16 protein-coding genes are annotated in these 15,160 nt (G+C 59.9%); 8 read left to right on the top strand and 8 right to left on the bottom strand.

Annotated features, from left to right (window positions below):
- Window positions 1-193: 193 nt before the first annotated feature.
- Both KGA89_RS10190 and KGA89_RS10185 read left to right on the top strand, forming a co-directional pair.
- The gene (locus tag KGA89_RS10190) at window positions 194-769 is read left to right on the top strand and encodes a PadR family transcriptional regulator (protein ID WP_223471455.1); all 576 of its coding nucleotides are present in this window, start codon (window positions 194-196) and stop codon (window positions 767-769) included.
- Window positions 766-1,551, top strand: a complete 786-nt coding sequence (locus KGA89_RS10185) for a siderophore-interacting protein (RefSeq protein WP_027911403.1) — start codon at window positions 766-768, stop codon at window positions 1,549-1,551. Before KGA89_RS10190 ends, KGA89_RS10185 begins: the two co-directional genes overlap by 4 nt.
- Window positions 1,552-1,621: 70 nt before the next feature.
- Here KGA89_RS10185 and KGA89_RS10180 read toward each other — a convergent pair whose 3' ends face one another.
- A complete protein-coding gene (locus KGA89_RS10180; RefSeq protein ID WP_223471454.1) occupies window positions 1,622-3,916 on the bottom strand; it encodes a hypothetical protein in 2,295 nt (764 codons plus the stop codon).
- Between the two features lie 196 nt (window positions 3,917-4,112).
- On the opposite strand from KGA89_RS10180, the gene KGA89_RS10175 reads away from it, so the two are divergent.
- Entirely contained in the window at window positions 4,113-4,589 is a 477-nt protein-coding gene (locus KGA89_RS10175) for a preQ0 transporter (protein ID WP_003205220.1), read from the top strand.
- Between the two features lie 77 nt (window positions 4,590-4,666).
- On the top strand, window positions 4,667-5,848 hold the full coding sequence (gene purT / locus KGA89_RS10170; protein WP_003205223.1) for a formate-dependent phosphoribosylglycinamide formyltransferase: 1,182 nt from the start codon (window positions 4,667-4,669) through the stop codon (window positions 5,846-5,848).
- Between the two features lie 318 nt (window positions 5,849-6,166).
- Here purT and KGA89_RS10165 read toward each other — a convergent pair whose 3' ends face one another.
- Window positions 6,167-8,581, bottom strand: coding sequence for a glucose/quinate/shikimate family membrane-bound PQQ-dependent dehydrogenase (locus KGA89_RS10165; RefSeq protein WP_223471453.1), 2,415 nt, complete (start codon window positions 8,579-8,581; stop codon window positions 6,167-6,169).
- Window positions 8,582-9,079: 498 nt separating this feature from the next.
- Here KGA89_RS10165 and KGA89_RS10160 point away from each other — a divergent pair, with 498 nt between their 5' ends.
- Together KGA89_RS10160 and KGA89_RS10155 are read left to right on the top strand one after the other, a co-directional pair.
- Window positions 9,080-9,310 carry a VF530 family DNA-binding protein gene (locus KGA89_RS10160; RefSeq protein ID WP_003205228.1) on the top strand — a complete coding sequence of 77 codons (231 nt, stop codon included), beginning with the start codon at window positions 9,080-9,082 and terminating at the stop codon, window positions 9,308-9,310.
- Window positions 9,311-9,313: 3 nt separating this feature from the next.
- A complete protein-coding gene (locus KGA89_RS10155) occupies window positions 9,314-9,967 on the top strand; it encodes a Pr6Pr family membrane protein (RefSeq protein ID WP_223471452.1) in 654 nt (217 codons plus the stop codon).
- A 162-nt stretch (window positions 9,968-10,129) separates the two neighbouring features.
- Here KGA89_RS10155 and KGA89_RS10150 read toward each other — a convergent pair whose 3' ends face one another.
- Genes KGA89_RS10150 through KGA89_RS10140 form a run of 3 tightly spaced genes read right to left on the bottom strand, consistent with a single transcriptional unit; the run spans window position 10,130 to window position 11,476 of the window.
- On the bottom strand, window positions 10,130-10,339 hold the full coding sequence (locus KGA89_RS10150; protein WP_003205232.1) for a DUF1289 domain-containing protein: 210 nt from the start codon (window positions 10,337-10,339) through the stop codon (window positions 10,130-10,132).
- Complete coding sequence (locus KGA89_RS10145) at window positions 10,336-10,860, bottom strand: gamma carbonic anhydrase family protein (RefSeq protein ID WP_204127686.1); 525 nt, start codon at window positions 10,858-10,860, stop codon at window positions 10,336-10,338. The genes KGA89_RS10150 and KGA89_RS10145 overlap by 4 nt, the downstream gene beginning before the upstream one ends.
- 16 nt (window positions 10,861-10,876) lie before the next feature.
- Complete coding sequence (locus KGA89_RS10140) at window positions 10,877-11,476, bottom strand: CoA pyrophosphatase (RefSeq protein ID WP_003205236.1); 600 nt, start codon at window positions 11,474-11,476, stop codon at window positions 10,877-10,879.
- A gap of 145 nt (window positions 11,477-11,621) precedes the next feature.
- Here KGA89_RS10140 and KGA89_RS10135 point away from each other — a divergent pair, with 145 nt between their 5' ends.
- Together KGA89_RS10135 and KGA89_RS10130 are read left to right on the top strand one after the other, a co-directional pair.
- Window positions 11,622-12,173, top strand: coding sequence for an NUDIX hydrolase (locus KGA89_RS10135; RefSeq protein ID WP_003205238.1), 552 nt, complete (start codon window positions 11,622-11,624; stop codon window positions 12,171-12,173).
- Between the two features lie 41 nt (window positions 12,174-12,214).
- Window positions 12,215-12,721, top strand: coding sequence for a murein L,D-transpeptidase family protein (locus KGA89_RS10130; RefSeq protein WP_003205240.1), 507 nt, complete (start codon window positions 12,215-12,217; stop codon window positions 12,719-12,721).
- Window positions 12,722-12,922: 201 nt separating this feature from the next.
- On the opposite strand, the gene KGA89_RS10125 is transcribed toward KGA89_RS10130, so the two are convergent.
- The 3 genes from KGA89_RS10125 to KGA89_RS10115 all read right to left on the bottom strand — a co-directional run bounded on the left by KGA89_RS10125 (window position 12,923) and on the right by KGA89_RS10115 (window position 14,595).
- Entirely contained in the window at window positions 12,923-13,186 is a 264-nt protein-coding gene (locus KGA89_RS10125) for a DUF6124 family protein (protein WP_411740653.1), read from the bottom strand.
- 337 nt (window positions 13,187-13,523) lie between these two features.
- The gene (locus tag KGA89_RS10120) at window positions 13,524-13,976 is read right to left on the bottom strand and encodes a hypothetical protein (protein WP_027911406.1); all 453 of its coding nucleotides are present in this window, start codon (window positions 13,974-13,976) and stop codon (window positions 13,524-13,526) included.
- Window positions 13,960-14,595 carry a DUF6036 family nucleotidyltransferase gene (locus tag KGA89_RS10115; RefSeq protein WP_223471450.1) on the bottom strand — a complete coding sequence of 212 codons (636 nt, stop codon included), beginning with the start codon at window positions 14,593-14,595 and terminating at the stop codon, window positions 13,960-13,962. The genes KGA89_RS10120 and KGA89_RS10115 overlap by 17 nt, the downstream gene beginning before the upstream one ends.
- Window positions 14,596-15,160 lie beyond the last annotated feature (565 nt).

Raw genomic sequence — 15,160 nt, 5'->3', positions numbered from 1 at the left:
CAAAGTCAAGAAAAACCGCCGCAAAATCCCATCATCCACTGCCATATCGTATTCAGGTAAGGTCTTGTTTCATCAGAAGTAGCGGGCAACGAAACTCGATATATCTTAGTTCCTAAGTTATATCCATCCTTAAAGATATATCTCACGGCAAAGTTATATCTCAGCCCTATCTTATGCAGAACGGAGAACGCATATGACAGATCCTTATTCCCATTTCAAACGCGAATACGAACACGACGGTTTCGAACGACACTCGGCGCGCCGTGAACGTAACAGTCGCGCCCCACGGGTCTTTGCCGCCGGTGACCTGAAGTTGCTGTCACTGGCGCTGATTGCCGAACAACCTTGCCACGGTTATGACCTGATCCGCCGGATCGAAAACATGTTCGACGGCGCCTACAGCCCCAGCCCCGGCGTGATCTACCCGACCCTGTCCTTCCTGGAAATGAGCGCAATGGTCACCTGCGGCGTCGATGATGGAAAAAAATGCTACAGCGTGACCGATGCCGGACGTCTATTACTTGAGGACCAGGCCCAAGCGTTGAATGAGGTGCGCACGCGCATTGAAATCAGCAAGCGCACGCTGCGCGGCCATGATCGTCCCCCGGAAATCCAGGAAGCGGTGTATAACCTGCGGCATGCGCTGCAAAAGCATCCTGGCCACTGGAGCCCGGAAGAAATCCGGCGGGTGCGCGACCTGCTCAACGACACCGCCAAAGCCATTATCGACAGCACCGACCGTCCACCTGTCTCGGAGTCAAGCCAATGACTGAAGTCGATCCAAACGCCATTCACCGCGTCACCCACGAGATCAAACGCCGTCGCCTGCAGGTGTTGCGGGTGCAGGACCTGACCCCACGCATGCGCCGCATCACCGTCGGCGGGCCGGAATTGGCCGGGTTCGTCAGCCTCGGCACCGACGATCACGTGAAGTTGCTGTTCCCGCAGAACGCCGAGGAACATGCCGCCCTGGAAAACTTCAACCCCGGCGCCGGCAAGGCTCAGGGGCCAATGCCAGAGATGCGCGACTACACCCCGCGCCGCTATGACCTGGACACCCTGGAGATGGACATCGATTTCGTGCTTCACGGCGACGGCCCGGCATCTACCTGGGCGGCCCAGGCGGCGCCAGGCCAATACCTCCACATAGCCGGGCCACGGGGCTCGATGATCGTGCCGGACATCTTCGACAGCTACCTGCTGATCGGCGACGAAACCGCCCTGCCCGCCATCGCCCGCCGCCTCGAAGGCCTGGCGTCCAACCGGCGTGCCCTGGTGGTGGTGGAAGTGGAAAACGGCGCCGAACAGCAAGTGCTCCAAAGCCCGGCGCAGGTGCACGTGATCTGGGTGCTGCGCGAAGGCCGCCAGGACAACCTGCTGCGCACCGTGCAACAGCTGGAAATGCCCGGCGGCAAGCTGTACGCCTGGGTCGCGACCGAAAGCAAGGTGTCGCGGCAGATTCGCAAGGTGTTGCTGGAGGAGAAAGGCCTGGACCAGGATTTCGTGAAGGCGGTGGGGTATTGGAAGGCGGAGGGTAGCGACGAAGAATGAGGGACCGTTCACTGGCCCCTGCGCCACGGGCATCGTCTCCCATCACTCGCTCATGACGGCGTAACCTTGGCTACAGCATGCGCAGACGGATGTCGGTCACGTAGTAGTCATTGCCCATGCCACTGGCTTGGTGACTGTTGACATGCAGCTCGATGTCCCGCGCAGTCGCGACAAATTCCCCCCTGAGCACTTGCCAGGTGGTCGTTGCCAAGGTGACAACCTCACTGATACGTCCATGGGTTTTCGTCGCAAGCGACAGGCTGGGCACCGCATCGGACGTGTTGTTGTGGCGTCGTGCGTCGAGGCTGAATTCGTAGCGTGCGCCTACCCTCAGACCGATGTAGCCCTTCCATAGCACGATCCCGGCGGAATTATTGGTGTAGGTTGTATTGCCCAGGCATGTGCGTCCGCCTTCGTCCTGACCAAAATTCCAATCCCGCGGATCCTGCGCCGCCGGTCCAGCGCGCCATCCATTCCAGTTATTGTTCTCAAATCTGGACACGTCATCCAGGGGCAACGGGGTTACCAGATAAGTTCGTATTGGAAAGGCGGTGGCCTGGCTTTTATCAACGCTGCGATTGAAGGTCACATCCAGGATAAGCTTGAGGTCCGAGCCGTTGCGCAAGCGATTGATCTGGGTCCGCGGCAGCACCACCGACAGGCCCGCAGTCACTTCCCCGGGGCTCACCGGTCTCGCGGTGTACAGATCAATACTGAAATCCACGCCGTTCAAGTCAGTCCCTTCAGCACGCAACCACACGCACTGGCCTGCGGCGATCAGCGGCCAGGGCTCCACGTCGACGCGGGAGTCTCCGGCGAAGCTGTCGATGTTGAACTCAGCGCCCACACCGCCATTGGCGGCATCCACGATCAAGGGTCTGGGCAGCGCGGAAAGCTCCAGCACAGTCAATGTCAGGGGCGGCGACGGTGGCCAGGTCACATCGCGCGTCACGGTGTAGATGACCGTCACCGACCTGCCCAGACTGTAGGCCACGACCTCGGGTGGCAGACCGATCGGTTTCTCACCCACCGTCCCCACCTCTTGCGGCGTGGTGGTGTGCGAGCCCCCCTCCGGCGTGCCGTGCCCGGCCCAGGTCACGCTCACCTTGTCCGTGCTCAGCATGCCTTGGTAATGCGGCACCAGCGCGGTCAGTGTACTGGCGGCCTTGATAGGATCGAGCACGCTGCCAGTGGCCTCTTCGATTTCGGGTGGTGGCAACCCCAGTGCCGTGCCGATGACCGTCGCAATTGCGGTTTTTGAAGAGCCTATGGGTGTGGTGCCCCTCAACAACCTGTATGACACGTGCACGGTACTGTCCGGGAAGACCTTGTCGTTAGGGATCTGAAGCACGCAGGCCTTTTTCTGCCCCAACTCATCCACCTCGACAATGCCCGTCACGGGCACCACGACCTCCGGCTGGCCCATGACTTTGGCCGTATAAGTTGCCTCGATGAGGTCCCCAGGCATAAAACGCGGGTCGCTGGTCAGGATGATCAACGACAGCGGGTTGGCACCCAGTTTGTCGAGATCGATGATGCTTGGGTCATCGCCCGCTTCGCTCAGGATTTCCCGTGGAATCGGCGCCAACAGTCTTTGCCCGGCCTTGTCCACCTCCACTATTTGCACGGCCGACCAAACGTTGTCGAGATCCGGGCTGTTAAAGAGTTGGTCTCTGACAGTGAAGGAAAACATGAATTCAGGATCGTCGACCAGATCGGCGCTGGTGACGTCGAAACATATCCGGGTAGGCGTCGCCGAGCCGTGGTTTGGCGGGGCGGGGGCCTGGGTTGCATCCACCGTGTGAAATACGTCATGGCCATTACAATTGAGCCGGATTTCGTCATAGGCCCGGCAGTAGGGGTATTCCACGCAGACCGTCGCACTGACGAAACCTGGGCCCACACCGTTCTTGATTTCGTCCGGCAATAGCAACACCAGTTCCGAATGCCCGGGCTCACCCGGTGACCTGTCCTGGTTGCCCGGCCGGATGCTGTTGTACAGGATCTCCAGCGGAGGGGTCGAGGTTTGATCGTTCATACCGGGGCGTTTCACGGTGTACGTCAGTCGATTGACCAGGCCGGGCAACAATTTGCCATGTGGAATGTACAACGTGACATCGTCATCGAGGCCCTGAGTCTGTTTGCTATCCAGCGCCTCCTCACCATTGAGGTTGATCGAAACGTTGTCGTTTGGCTGCTGGCCCCAATAAGCCTGCACCAACACTTCGCAGCCGAAGGGCAGCGGCACATAAAGGTGGATGGGGACACCATAGTCGGCGCCTGCCAAGGGCTGGGTGGCGCCGGGTAAGCTGGGCGGGTACAGGTCAAGTATGGTGGAATCAGCCGTTTTCGATGAGTCGGTCATGAGTAATCCCCACGGAATGGAACAGATATACCGAGGCTCTATCAGAGCTCGAATGCGCGTGGGGGCCTACTGTCAGAGTTGACAGATCCGAACAGGTTTTAGACGAGCGGTTGGGCGGGGGATTTGAATATCACCTTGCGGATCCCGGCCAGATAATCAATTGTTCTGCCGACATTCCATTCAGGTACCCCGCCCCATGCTTTTCCTGCTCGCCTACATCAGCAGTGTCGTGCTGATCAACTTCGCGTTTTCCGCCGCACCGCACCTGGACATCATCTGGTCGGCCTGGGGCGGCCTGGTGTTTATCCTGCGGGACATGGTGCAGACCCGCTTCGGCCACGGTGCCATCGCGGCGATGCTGGTGGCGCTGGTGTTGTCCTATGTCACCTCGGACCCGACCATCGCCCTGGCGAGCGCCACGGCATTCGCGGTGTCCGAGTGCATCGACTGGCTGGTGTTCACGATCACCAAGCGCCCACTCCATGACCGGTTGTGGATCAGTTCGGCCCTGAGCATTCCCCTGGACACGTTCATCTTCTTCGGTTTGATCGACGCCCTGACGCCTGCTGTGGTGATCACCGCCCTGCTCTCGAAATTCGCCGGGGTCACCGCCGTCTGGCTGATCATGGCCTGGCGTTTACGCAAACAGGCCATCGCCGGGCGGTTCATGTAAAATGCCGCGCTTTCTCCCATGGGAAGCTCGCCCGGCGCGCAACCCGCGATGATCCGCTCCTGTTTGAGGACCTTCAGATGACCCGTATCGGAACCCCATTGTCGCCCACCGCGACCCGCGTTTTGTTGTGTGGCAGCGGTGAGCTGGGCAAGGAAGTGGTAATCGAACTGCAGCGCCTGGGCGTCGAGGTGATTGCCGTGGACCGCTACGCCAACGCGCCGGCCATGCAAGTGGCCCACCGCAGCCATGTGATCAACATGCTCGACGGTGCTGCCCTGCGTGCGGTGATCGAGGCCGAGAAGCCGCATTTCATCGTGCCGGAAATCGAAGCCATCGCCACCGCCACCTTGGTGGAACTGGAGGCCGAAGGCTTCACCGTGATCCCCACCGCCCGTGCCGCGCAGTTGACCATGAACCGTGAAGGCATCCGTCGCCTGGCCGCCGAAGAGCTGGGCCTGCCGACCTCGCCGTACTTCTTCGCCGACACCGTGGAAGACTACCGCAAGGCCGTGGAAACCCTGGGTTTCCCGTGCGTGGTCAAGCCGGTGATGAGTTCCTCGGGCAAGGGCCAGAGCCTGCTGCGCAGTACCGATGACGTGCAAAAAGCCTGGGACTACGCCCAGGAAGGCGGCCGTGCCGGCAAGGGCCGAGTGATCATCGAAGGGTTCATCGATTTCGACTACGAAATCACCTTGCTCACCGTGCGCCACGTCGGCGGCACCACCTTCTGCGCACCGGTCGGCCACCGTCAGGAAAAGGGCGACTATCAGGAATCCTGGCAGCCACAAGCCATGAGCCCGGTGGCCCTGGCCGAATCCGAACGCGTCGCCAAGGCGGTGACCGAGGCCCTGGGTGGTCGCGGCCTGTTTGGCGTCGAGCTGTTCATCAAGGGTGACCAGGTGTGGTTCAGCGAAGTCTCGCCGCGCCCGCACGACACTGGCCTGGTGACGCTGATCTCCCAGGACCTGTCGCAGTTCGCCTTGCATGCCCGCGCCATTCTCGGCCTGCCGATCCCGCTGATCCGCCAGTTCGGCCCTTCGGCCTCGGCGGTGATCCTGGTGGAAGGCCAATCGACCCAGACCGCTTTCGCCAACCTGGGCGCGGCCCTCAGCGAACCGGACACCGCCCTGCGCCTGTTCGGCAAACCGGAAGTCAACGGCCAGCGCCGCCTGGGCGTGGCCCTGGCCCGCGACGAGTCCATCGAAGCCGCCCGCGCCAAGGCGACCCGCGCTTCGCAGGCCGTCAGGATCGAACTGTAACCAATATCGCTTGCCCATGGTGACCTGTGGGAGCAAGGCTTGCCCGCGATAAAGGCGATGCGGTCTTTCCGAAGTCGAGTCGCCTGTTTCGCGAGCAAGCTTTGCTCCCACAGTTAACTGGGAGACATCGATAATAAAAAAAGGCGATACCCGCAAAGGTATCGCCTTTTTCATAAGCGCCTGTTTTATCCCAGATCGTTCCCACGCTCCTGCGTGGGAACGCCGCCAGGGACGCTCCGCGTTCCGCTTGTGGAGAGGATGACGCAGAGCGTCACCGGATGCATTCCCACGCAGGAGCGTGGGAACGATCACTCCCGCTTAATCCGGCAGTTTGTAGGCGATCACATAATCGCCCTGCTTGGTGCCCAGGGAACCGTGGCCACCGGCAACAACCAGCACATATTGCTTGCCGTCCTTGCCGGTGTAGGTCATCGGCGTGGTCTGGGCGCCGGCTGGCAGGCGGCCTTCCCACAGTTGCTTGCCGTTTTTCACGTCATAGGCACGCAGGTACTGGTCGAGGGTGCCGCTCAGGAACGCCAGGCCGCTGGCGGTGGTGAACGTGCCACCCAGGCTCGGAACGCCCATGCTCAGCGGGATCGGTACCGGCGAGCTGTCACGCACGGTGCCGTTCTTGTGCTTCCACAGGGTTTTGTTGTTGGTCAGGTCCACGGCCGCGACATAACCCCATGCAGGCGCCTGGCAAGGCAGGCCCATTGGCGAGAGCAGCGCTTCGAGGATCACACCATAGGGCGCGCCCTTGTTCGGCTGCACGCCTTCGGTTTCGCTCTTGCGCCCCGGGGCACCAGCCACTTCGGCCGCCGGCACCAGTTTCGACTTGAACGCCATGTAGCTCGGGTTGACGAAGGCGATCTGGCGCACCGGGTCCACCGAAATGCCACCCCAGTCGAACACGCCGAAGTTACCCGGGTAAACGATCGAGCCTTGCAGCGATGGCGGCGTGTACATGCCGTCATAGCGCAGCGACTTGAAGTCGATCCGGCAGAGCATCTGGTCGAACGGGGTCACGCCCCACATGTCGCGTTCCTTGAGGACCGGCGGCACGAAGTTCAGGTCGGACATCGGTTGGGTCGGCGAGGTGTGGTCACCTTCCACCGCGCCTTGGGGCACCGGGATTTCCTTGATCGGGATGATCGGCTGGCCATTGCTGCGGTCCAGCACGTAGATGCTGCCCTGCTTGGTGGAAGCCAGTACAGCCGGTTTCACACCATCGGCGGTCTTCATGTCCATCAGGGTCGGTTGACCGCCGACGTCCATGTCCCACAGGTCGTGGTGAGTGAACTGGAAGTACCAGCGCACCTTGCCGGTGGCGATGTCCAGGGCGGTCAGACCGGCGGAATATTTTTCCGACTCCGGCGTGCGCAGGCCGCCGAACTGGTCGGGAGTCTGGTTGCCCATTGGCAGGTAGAGCATGCCGAGTTTTTCATCGACGCTGAACATGGACCACATGTTCGGCGAGTTGCGGGTGTAGGTCTGGCCTTCGGCAATCGGTGTGGTGTCGTCCGGCTTGCCACTGTCCCAGTTCCACACCAGCTTGCCGGTGTGCACGTCGTAGGCACGGATGACGCCGCTAGGCTCGTCGGTGGAGACGTTATCGGTGACGTGGCCGCCGATCACCACCAGGTTCTGGGTAACCGCCGGTGGCGACGTGGAGTAGTAACCGCCGGCCGTGAAACCGCCGATGTTGGCGGTCAGGTCGACCTGGCCCTTGTCGCCGAAGTCTTCGCACATCTTGCCGGTGTCGGCGTTGAGGGCGATCAGACGGGTGTCGGCGGTCGGCAGGAAGATCCGCCGTGGGCAGACGGTGCTGGCCGGCGTGGAGCTGGCGGCACCCGTCGGGCTCTGCTCGGCAGAGGCGTACGCGGCGTCATCGTGATAGGTCACGCCACGGCAGGTCATGTGGGCCCAACCCTTGAAGTTTTGCGCTTTTTGCGTGGAAAGCTTCGGATCGAAACGCCAGATTTCCTTGCCGGTGTCAGGCTCCAGGGCGATCACCTGGCTGTGAGGCGTGCACACGTAGAGCATGCCGTTGGCCTTCAGCGGGGTGTTTTCGGCAGTGGTTTCACCCGGGTCGTTCGGCCCTGGCAGGTCGCCGGTGCGATAGGTCCAGGCCGGCACCAGTTTGCTGACGTTCTCGGGGGTGATCTGTGCCAGCGGCGAATAGCGGTCGCCATGGGCACTGCGCCCGTAGGAGTTCCAGTCGCCGTCCGGCATGGCCGGTGCGGTGTTGGCCATGCCCGGCACGCTGTCGCGGTCCAGTTGGCCCTTGATCTCACCCGGGTTGGTGAACTGGCTGGCGAGCGCGGCGATACCGGCGATGACCACGGCGGCGCCCAATGCGCGGGTGCCCATGGCCGAGGCTTCGGCGGTCAACAGCGGGCGGCGGAACCACGGCAGCAACATGACGATGCCCAGGGCAAACAGCATTGCCAGGCGCGGCACCAGTTGCCACCAGTCCAGGCCCACTTCCCACAACGCCCACACGGTGCTGGCGAACAGCACCAGCGCGTACAGGCCCAGGGCCGCGCGACGGGCCATGATCAGCAACACGCCGGTCAGCGCCAGGCCGATCCCGGCCAGCAGGTAATACAACGAGCCGCCAAGCGTGCTCAGCTTGACTCCCCCGGCCAACAGGACCAGGCCCATCAATAGAAGCAGAATGCCGAGCAAACTCGGTAGCAGACGGCTTCGACTCAAAGCACCCTCAGTGCTCATAGTGTGTTTCTCCGTGACGTTTTAAGGAGTCCCGCGCAAGTAGTCACTGTAGATGACGATCTTGCGAGGGCTTGGTTCAGTTGAAAAAAGGCAAATTCGGTTGCCGCGATCCCTTGTGGGAGCGAGCTTGCTCGCGATGGCGGCGTGTCAGTTGGCTTCAAGGTTGAATGTGCAATCGTTATCGCGAGCAAGCTCGCTCCCACAGGAATTCGCCGAGACAGCGCTGTCTTTCAGCGTCTGGACACTGGGCGTTTTTTAATCTTTCAGCAGGATCGAGCTGGACGCAGAGGCTTCGGCACGCCAGAAGAAGCGTTTCAGCAGGTGGCGCAAGGATAATGTCCCGTTCTCAATAGAGAAAGGGCTTTTGTTGACATGAATCATCTCGGATTCGGTAACAGTGCGCCTGGCGCTGGGCGGCCATGATGAAGGCTATGCTTCCACCCTAAGGGCACCTCGGCTAAGGTGCGCGGTTTTACACCTTTAGCGCGAAGGCCTCCCATGACCGAACCCAACAACAATCCACTGCACGGCGTGACGCTGGAGCAGATCCTCAACGCCCTCGTGCAGCACTATGAATGGTCGGGCCTGGCCGAACGCATCGACATCCGTTGCTTCAAGAGCGACCCGAGCATCAAGTCGAGCCTGACCTTCCTGCGCAAGACGCCATGGGCGCGGGAGAAAGTCGAGCGCCTGTACATCAAGTTGATGCGCACCAAGCGGCCGGTCTGAGTCGTGGGGAGTAATCAGGGTCGTCACCTCACGCTGCGACAGCGTTTTGTCTGCGTGACGGCACTGCTGGGCTGGGTGGGATTGAGCATCCAGCTGTATCTGATCCTGCTTGGTCGCTGGAAACTGGACGCGAGCCTGCTGGGCGGGCTGGTGAGTTTCTTCAGTTTCTTCACGGTCCTGACCAACACCCTGGTGGCCGTGGTGCTGACCTGGGAACTGACCGCTCGCGAGTCGGCGGCCCGGCGCTGGTTCCTGCTGCCCAGCGTGCGCAGCGGCGTCGCAGTGAGCATCGCCCTGGTCAGCCTGGCCTACAACCTGCTGCTGCGCCACCTCTGGCAACCCGAAGGCTGGCAGTTCGTGGCCGACGAGCTACTGCACGACGTGGTGCCCTTGCTGTACATCGTCTATTGGTGGCTCTACGTGCCCAAAGGCAGCTTGCGCCTGGGCCACATCGGGCTTTGGGTGATCTACCCCTTGGTGTATTTCGCCTATGTCCTGCTGCGCGGGGATCTATTGGCGGCTTACCCCTACCCTTTCATCGATGTGGCGAATCTGGGTTATCCACAGGTGTTCATCAATGCCGGGGGGATATTGCTGGGGTTTATCGCGATTGCGTTGGGGGTGGTGGGGTTGGATCGGTTGGCATCGTTGAAATAGAGGCCTGCAGAGCACATAGCGGTGTGAGTCAAACCTGTGGGAGCAAGGCTTGCCCGCGATGAAGATCACGCGGTTTACCTGAAGACCAGGGCGCCTGCATCGCGAGCAAGCTTTGCTCCCACAGATAGGTATCCCACAGGGGTTTGTGTTCCATATCCGGCATCAGCGCCTTGCTGGCAACATCCACACCAACCCACTGGCCTTGGCCCGCTCATGACACAGCGCCAACACACTGCGCCGCTCGTCGTTGTCCATCCGGCTCCAACGGGTGATCTCCGCCACGGTGCGCTGGCAACCGGTGCAGATGTCGTCATCGTCCAGCGCACAGATGTTCACGCAGGGCGAAGGCACCGGGCGTTCAGGGGCGCTCATGGTTCCTGCTCGACCAGGTCGCGGGCGTAGCGCTGGGAATTGTGCACATAGTGCGCCGCGCTGGCCTCGAGCATTTTTTTCTGGGCCTCGGTCAGTTCACGCACCACCTTGCCGGGCGAGCCCATCACCAGCGAACCATCGGGAATTTCCTTGCCCTCGCCGATCAGCGAGTTGGCGCCGATGATGCAGTTCTTGCCGATCTTCGCGCCGTTGAGAATCACCGCGTTGATGCCGATGAGGCTGTAGTCGCCCACCGTACAGCCATGGAGCATGGCGTTGTGGCCGATGGTCACGCCGGTGCCGATGGTCAGCGGATAGCCCATGTCGGTGTGCATTACCGTGCCGTCCTGCACGTTGCTGTTCTTGCCGATCAGGATCAGTTCGTTGTCACCGCGCAGCACGGCGTTGAACCAGACATTGGCGCCCTCTTCGAGGCGGACCTTGCCAACCAGCGTGGCGTTGGGCGCGACCCAGCTCTGTGGGTGGGTTTCGACACGGGCATCGCCCAGGCGGTATTTCATGAGAGTCCTCGGGGCGTCAGGTATTGATGAAGCTCTTGGGCGGTTTGTGCAGGTCGATTTCGGCGTCGTACAGCAGGTTGACCAACTCCACGACCATGATCGCCGTCAGGCCCCAGATCTTGAATTCGCCAAACCGATAGCTGGGCACGTACCAACTGCGGCCCTGGTAATCGATCCGGTGCGTGTGTTCGCGTGGATCCTTGCGGAAAAACTCAAGCGGCACGCTGAACACCGCAGCGATCTCGGCATCGTTGGCCTGGTATTCGACGTAGTCCGGAATCACTCCGACATAAGGCGTGACCTTGATGCCGTGAAGTGAGATCAGCGGGCTGAGGGGGCCGATCACTTCCACCAGCCCGGGCGGCAGGCCGATTTCTTCCTCGGCTTCGCGCAGGGCAGTGAAGATCAGGTCCGGGTCTTCCGGGTCGCGGCGCCCGCCGGGGAACGCCACCTCGCCGCCATGGGTCGAGAGCCCGCTGGCGCGCAGGGTCAGTACCAGCTCCGGTTCATCGCTGCGGGTAATCGGCACCAGCACCGCGGCTTCAGGGAAACGTTGGTCAGCCTGCAGATCGTGCGGGGTATGGTTGCTTACTCGATGCAGTAGCTCGTCCAGCATGAGACTTCTCGATTTATTCGCTACCTTGCATCATGCACCAATCGTTCAAGCGGCCCAACCCCCGCACCGCGTCGTGTCGCGAAAGGACAACTTGCCGACACCGGCCCGCACCGCCAAGATAGGCGCAGCATTCAGGAATCCAAGCATGAAATTCTGCAGCCAGTGCGGTAACCCGGTGACCCAGCGCATACCCGAAGGCGACTCGCGCCTGCGTTTTGTCTGCGACGCCTGCCATACCATCCATTACCAGAACCCCAACATCGTGGCCGGTTGCGTACCGACCTGGGGCAGTAAGGTCCTGTTGTGCCGGCGCGCCATCGAGCCGCGGCGCGGTTACTGGACGCTGCCGGCGGGCTTCATGGAGAACGGCGAAACGGTCGAACAGGCCGCCGTGCGCGAAACCGCCGAAGAAGCCTGCGCCCGGGTGCGAAATTTGAGCATCTATACGCTGATTGACGTACCGCATATCAGCCAGGTACATGTATTCTTCCGCGCCGAACTGGTGGATGAGGATTTCGCCGCCGGGCCCGAGAGCCTGGAGGTGAAGCTGTTCGAAGAAGCGGACATTCCCTGGGACGAACTGGCTTTCCGCACAGTGGGCCGTACCCTGGAATATTTCTACGCGGACCGCCGGGCCGAAGATTACCCTGTGCGATCCGAATCGATCCCACCGCTGGCTCAGCCTGCCAATACATAAAAAACCAATATAGCCACAACACCTCTAGGGATATCGTTTCAATGCGCTGGTTGCTTGTCTTGTTCTGCTTGTCGTTCACTGCGATGTCCCAGGCCTCTGCGGTGGGAACCTACAACGGCAAGGTCATCGAAAAAGTGCTGGTGCTCAAGTCCGCCCATCAATTGCAATTGATCAACGACGGCAAGCCGCTCAAGACCTATCGCATCTCACTGGGCAGGGGCGCCAAAAAAGGCCCCAAGCTGATCGAGGGCGACAAGCGCACCCCTGAAGGTTTCTACTGGATCGACTGGCGCAAGACCAGCGAGAACTACTACCTGTCGATGCATATTTCCTACCCCAACATCAGCGACGCCGCCCGCGCCCGCCGCGAAGGCGTTGAGCCGGGGGGCATGATCATGATCCACGGCACGCCTGATTCGGAAGAGAACCCTGAGCAGTTGTTCCATACGCTGGACTGGACCGACGGCTGCATCGCCATGCGCAATGTGGACATGCGCGAGGTCTGGAACCTGGTGCCGGATGGCACGATGATCGAAATCCGGCCGTAGCGCCTCCCCCTCCTGCGGCAGGAGCTTCTTGTGGCGAGGGAGTCCCCGCTGGGCTGCGCCTGTAGGAGCTGTCGAGTGCAACGAGGCTGCGATCTTGCCCCAGGCACTTGAGTCTCAAGCGAAAGATCAAAAGATCGCAGGCTTCGCCAGCTCCTACAGAGCCCCGCGCGAGATTGCTCCCTCACCACAGGTTACGTGGCATCAAGTCCGAAGCTCTACCCGGTCCAAGGCCTTGTTTGCCAACAACGTTCCCAGCTCGATCATCTGCGCCACGCCCAACGCCACATGCCGCCGCGAACCGTCCAAGTCAAACAGGAGGTCGCTAAGCACCGCATTGGCCGAGGCCAGGGTTTCGCTGAGGTTGGCTAGTAAGGTTTCGGTGTCAACGTTGTCCGATACGCTGAACAACTGCACCGAGGGTTGGGGGTCTGGTTCGCTGCCGTCGGGTTTGAGGTAATGGTCCATCGCGCGGTCGGCGGCTTCTTTCAGCTTGTCGGGGGCGTAGTCGCCGTAGGGGAAGGGTGGAGGCGGGTTTTGGCATGTCAGAATTATTTTTCAATTGAAGCTCCTTTAAATTAATGGAGCCCAGGACAAAACGTCCGGGCCTGTTGCCCCTTGATTTTTTTCGGACGGTCAAACCCGGTCGCTGAATTGGCAGCGACACCCAAAGGCTAGAGCCCTTGCTTCCGAGGGACAACCTTAAAAACATGTCGGAAACTTCGGTCCGTCTGACGGACCAAGGAGTGATCATTCACACAACAAAAAACCGGCCGAAGCCGGTTTTTGAGGATGGCATTTGGGCTTACACAAACGCTGCGCGCTGCTCAGCCTCATAATGCCGAGTCTGAAAAGGCAGGAGGGTTTGCACCTTCAAGCCAAGACCTTCATTCAATCCCCAAGAGAGAGCGAGTTCATCACGGCGTTTGCGAAGCGCAACAGCGGTTTGTGAGGTTATGGCTTGCTTGGGTGTCGAACGTAAAAATAGCTCAAGGGCTTTGAAGACTTCCAACGCACGGCTGTCCGTGACACACGAAAATCGGGTGAGCCGTTCGAGCAAATAGCCTGCACGACGCAACTCGACCTCATCCGTGTGTTGGCTCAGAAAAGCTTGAGCTGCGCTTATCAAGTCCGAGTTGGAATACCAGACAGCCTTGGCCGCGCTCACGAGTGCAGCATCATCTGCATGATCCAACGGGCTTTTGACCAATGTGTCCAGAGCGGCTGAGAGGACGTGGCGGTTAGCAGGCTTCGCCATCTGTATTCTCCAAATAATCTTGCAAAATTTGAGTAAGAACAGAAATTGGAGGCTCTTTGTTGCCAACATATACATCAATTGCCTGCAATGCCAGTCGACGCAGCTCAGTGGTCAATATGAAGCCGGCCCTTAAGAGCGCCATGATGTCGCCAATATCCTGATCCGTTGCTCTGCCCAACTTTGAAATCGCAATATCTACAGGGGCAGCAACGTGAACGTGTAGAGGAGACTCTACCGGGAACTCTTCAAGAGGGAGGCTTCGAGCCCAATAGTCCTCGTGAATCGGACCAAAGCTGGTGTTGTATTGGAGGTCGTAGTTGAGTTCCATCAAACGGCCGGACTTTTCGACAAATTGCTCAGGCACTTCCGCAAGTAACGTTCGAAGATGAAAGCCTTCTGGAAGGCTAGCCTCATAAATTTCGGCGTCAACGTCCGTGGAGACACGATGGTTTGTATAAAGGTGCACTGCACACCCACCAAAAACGATGACTTTGACCACCCCAGGCACTGCATTCTCAGAAGTCAGCTCCGCTTCGACGGACTTGAACATTGAAACCAAAGCCTGTCCCAGCGCGGTACTTGTATTGAGGCGGGGGGCGATCGTATCCGGCATTTCCATGTTTGAACCTCAGAGGCTGATGTTGCTCCTTGAAACTGGGATCTGCCACTTGGCCTTGCCAAAGACCAGTGAGCGATCCCTGCGTTTGGAGATGTAGGCCCCGAAAACTAGAGCCCCCGTTTCTGAGGGACAACCTTAAAAACATGTCGGAAACTTCAGGGCGTCTGACAGATCAGCCATCTGATCGGGGATGTTTCGCACAAATTTCAGATAGGCTTTTTTTGGATTGAATTTGCTGCGGTAACGGATATTCACACCGACCAAATAAACAACCCACCACCGGCCACCACGAAAATAAACATCAAATTTCAAAACCCGCCCTCCATGCATACCACTGACCTCTAATCCCCCCAACCCAACGCAGTAACCCCACGATCTATCCACACCATCCTAATACCACTTAAAGCTAGCCACCTTTAAGCCCCCCAGAAAATCTAGACAACCCGCCAAAACCAGCGTTGACATGGTATTCAAGTGGTATTAGCTTCGATCCCCATCACCGAGCGAAAACTCCTACAACCGCATCGGACACACCACATGAACGACATCCTGGCCCTGCGCCCCG

Origin of the sequence: Pseudomonas sp. A-RE-22 (genome assembly GCF_019956035.1) — a bacterium.
GTDB lineage: Bacteria > Pseudomonadota > Gammaproteobacteria > Pseudomonadales > Pseudomonadaceae > Aquipseudomonas > Aquipseudomonas brassicacearum.
This window is presented reverse-complemented; position numbering and strand designations above follow the sequence as displayed.

What these genes read in the sequence shown, in the direction of transcription:
- KGA89_RS10130 (WP_003205240.1), top strand. Translation starts at nt 12,215, where the DNA reads ATGCGCTGGTTGCTTGTCTTGTTCTGCTTGTCGTTCACTGCGATGTCC.
- KGA89_RS10145 (WP_204127686.1), bottom strand. Translation starts at nt 10,860, where the DNA reads ATGAAATACCGCCTGGGCGATGCCCGTGTCGAAACCCACCCACAGAGC.
- KGA89_RS10185 (WP_027911403.1), top strand. Translation starts at nt 766, where the DNA reads ATGACTGAAGTCGATCCAAACGCCATTCACCGCGTCACCCACGAGATC.
- KGA89_RS10135 (WP_003205238.1), top strand. Translation starts at nt 11,622, where the DNA reads ATGAAATTCTGCAGCCAGTGCGGTAACCCGGTGACCCAGCGCATACCC.
- KGA89_RS10175 (WP_003205220.1), top strand. Translation starts at nt 4,113, where the DNA reads ATGCTTTTCCTGCTCGCCTACATCAGCAGTGTCGTGCTGATCAACTTC.
- KGA89_RS10160 (WP_003205228.1), top strand. Translation starts at nt 9,080, where the DNA reads ATGACCGAACCCAACAACAATCCACTGCACGGCGTGACGCTGGAGCAG.
- KGA89_RS10150 (WP_003205232.1), bottom strand. Translation starts at nt 10,339, where the DNA reads ATGAGCGCCCCTGAACGCCCGGTGCCTTCGCCCTGCGTGAACATCTGT.
- KGA89_RS10190 (WP_223471455.1), top strand. Translation starts at nt 194, where the DNA reads ATGACAGATCCTTATTCCCATTTCAAACGCGAATACGAACACGACGGT.
- KGA89_RS10125 (WP_411740653.1), bottom strand. Translation starts at nt 13,186, where the DNA reads ATGGACCATTACCTCAAACCCGACGGCAGCGAACCAGACCCCCAACCC.
- purT (WP_003205223.1), top strand. Translation starts at nt 4,667, where the DNA reads ATGACCCGTATCGGAACCCCATTGTCGCCCACCGCGACCCGCGTTTTG.
- KGA89_RS10140 (WP_003205236.1), bottom strand. Translation starts at nt 11,476, where the DNA reads ATGCTGGACGAGCTACTGCATCGAGTAAGCAACCATACCCCGCACGAT.
- KGA89_RS10120 (WP_027911406.1), bottom strand. Translation starts at nt 13,976, where the DNA reads ATGGCGAAGCCTGCTAACCGCCACGTCCTCTCAGCCGCTCTGGACACA.
- KGA89_RS10180 (WP_223471454.1), bottom strand. Translation starts at nt 3,916, where the DNA reads ATGACCGACTCATCGAAAACGGCTGATTCCACCATACTTGACCTGTAC.
- KGA89_RS10165 (WP_223471453.1), bottom strand. Translation starts at nt 8,581, where the DNA reads ATGAGCACTGAGGGTGCTTTGAGTCGAAGCCGTCTGCTACCGAGTTTG.
- KGA89_RS10115 (WP_223471450.1), bottom strand. Translation starts at nt 14,595, where the DNA reads ATGGAAATGCCGGATACGATCGCCCCCCGCCTCAATACAAGTACCGCG.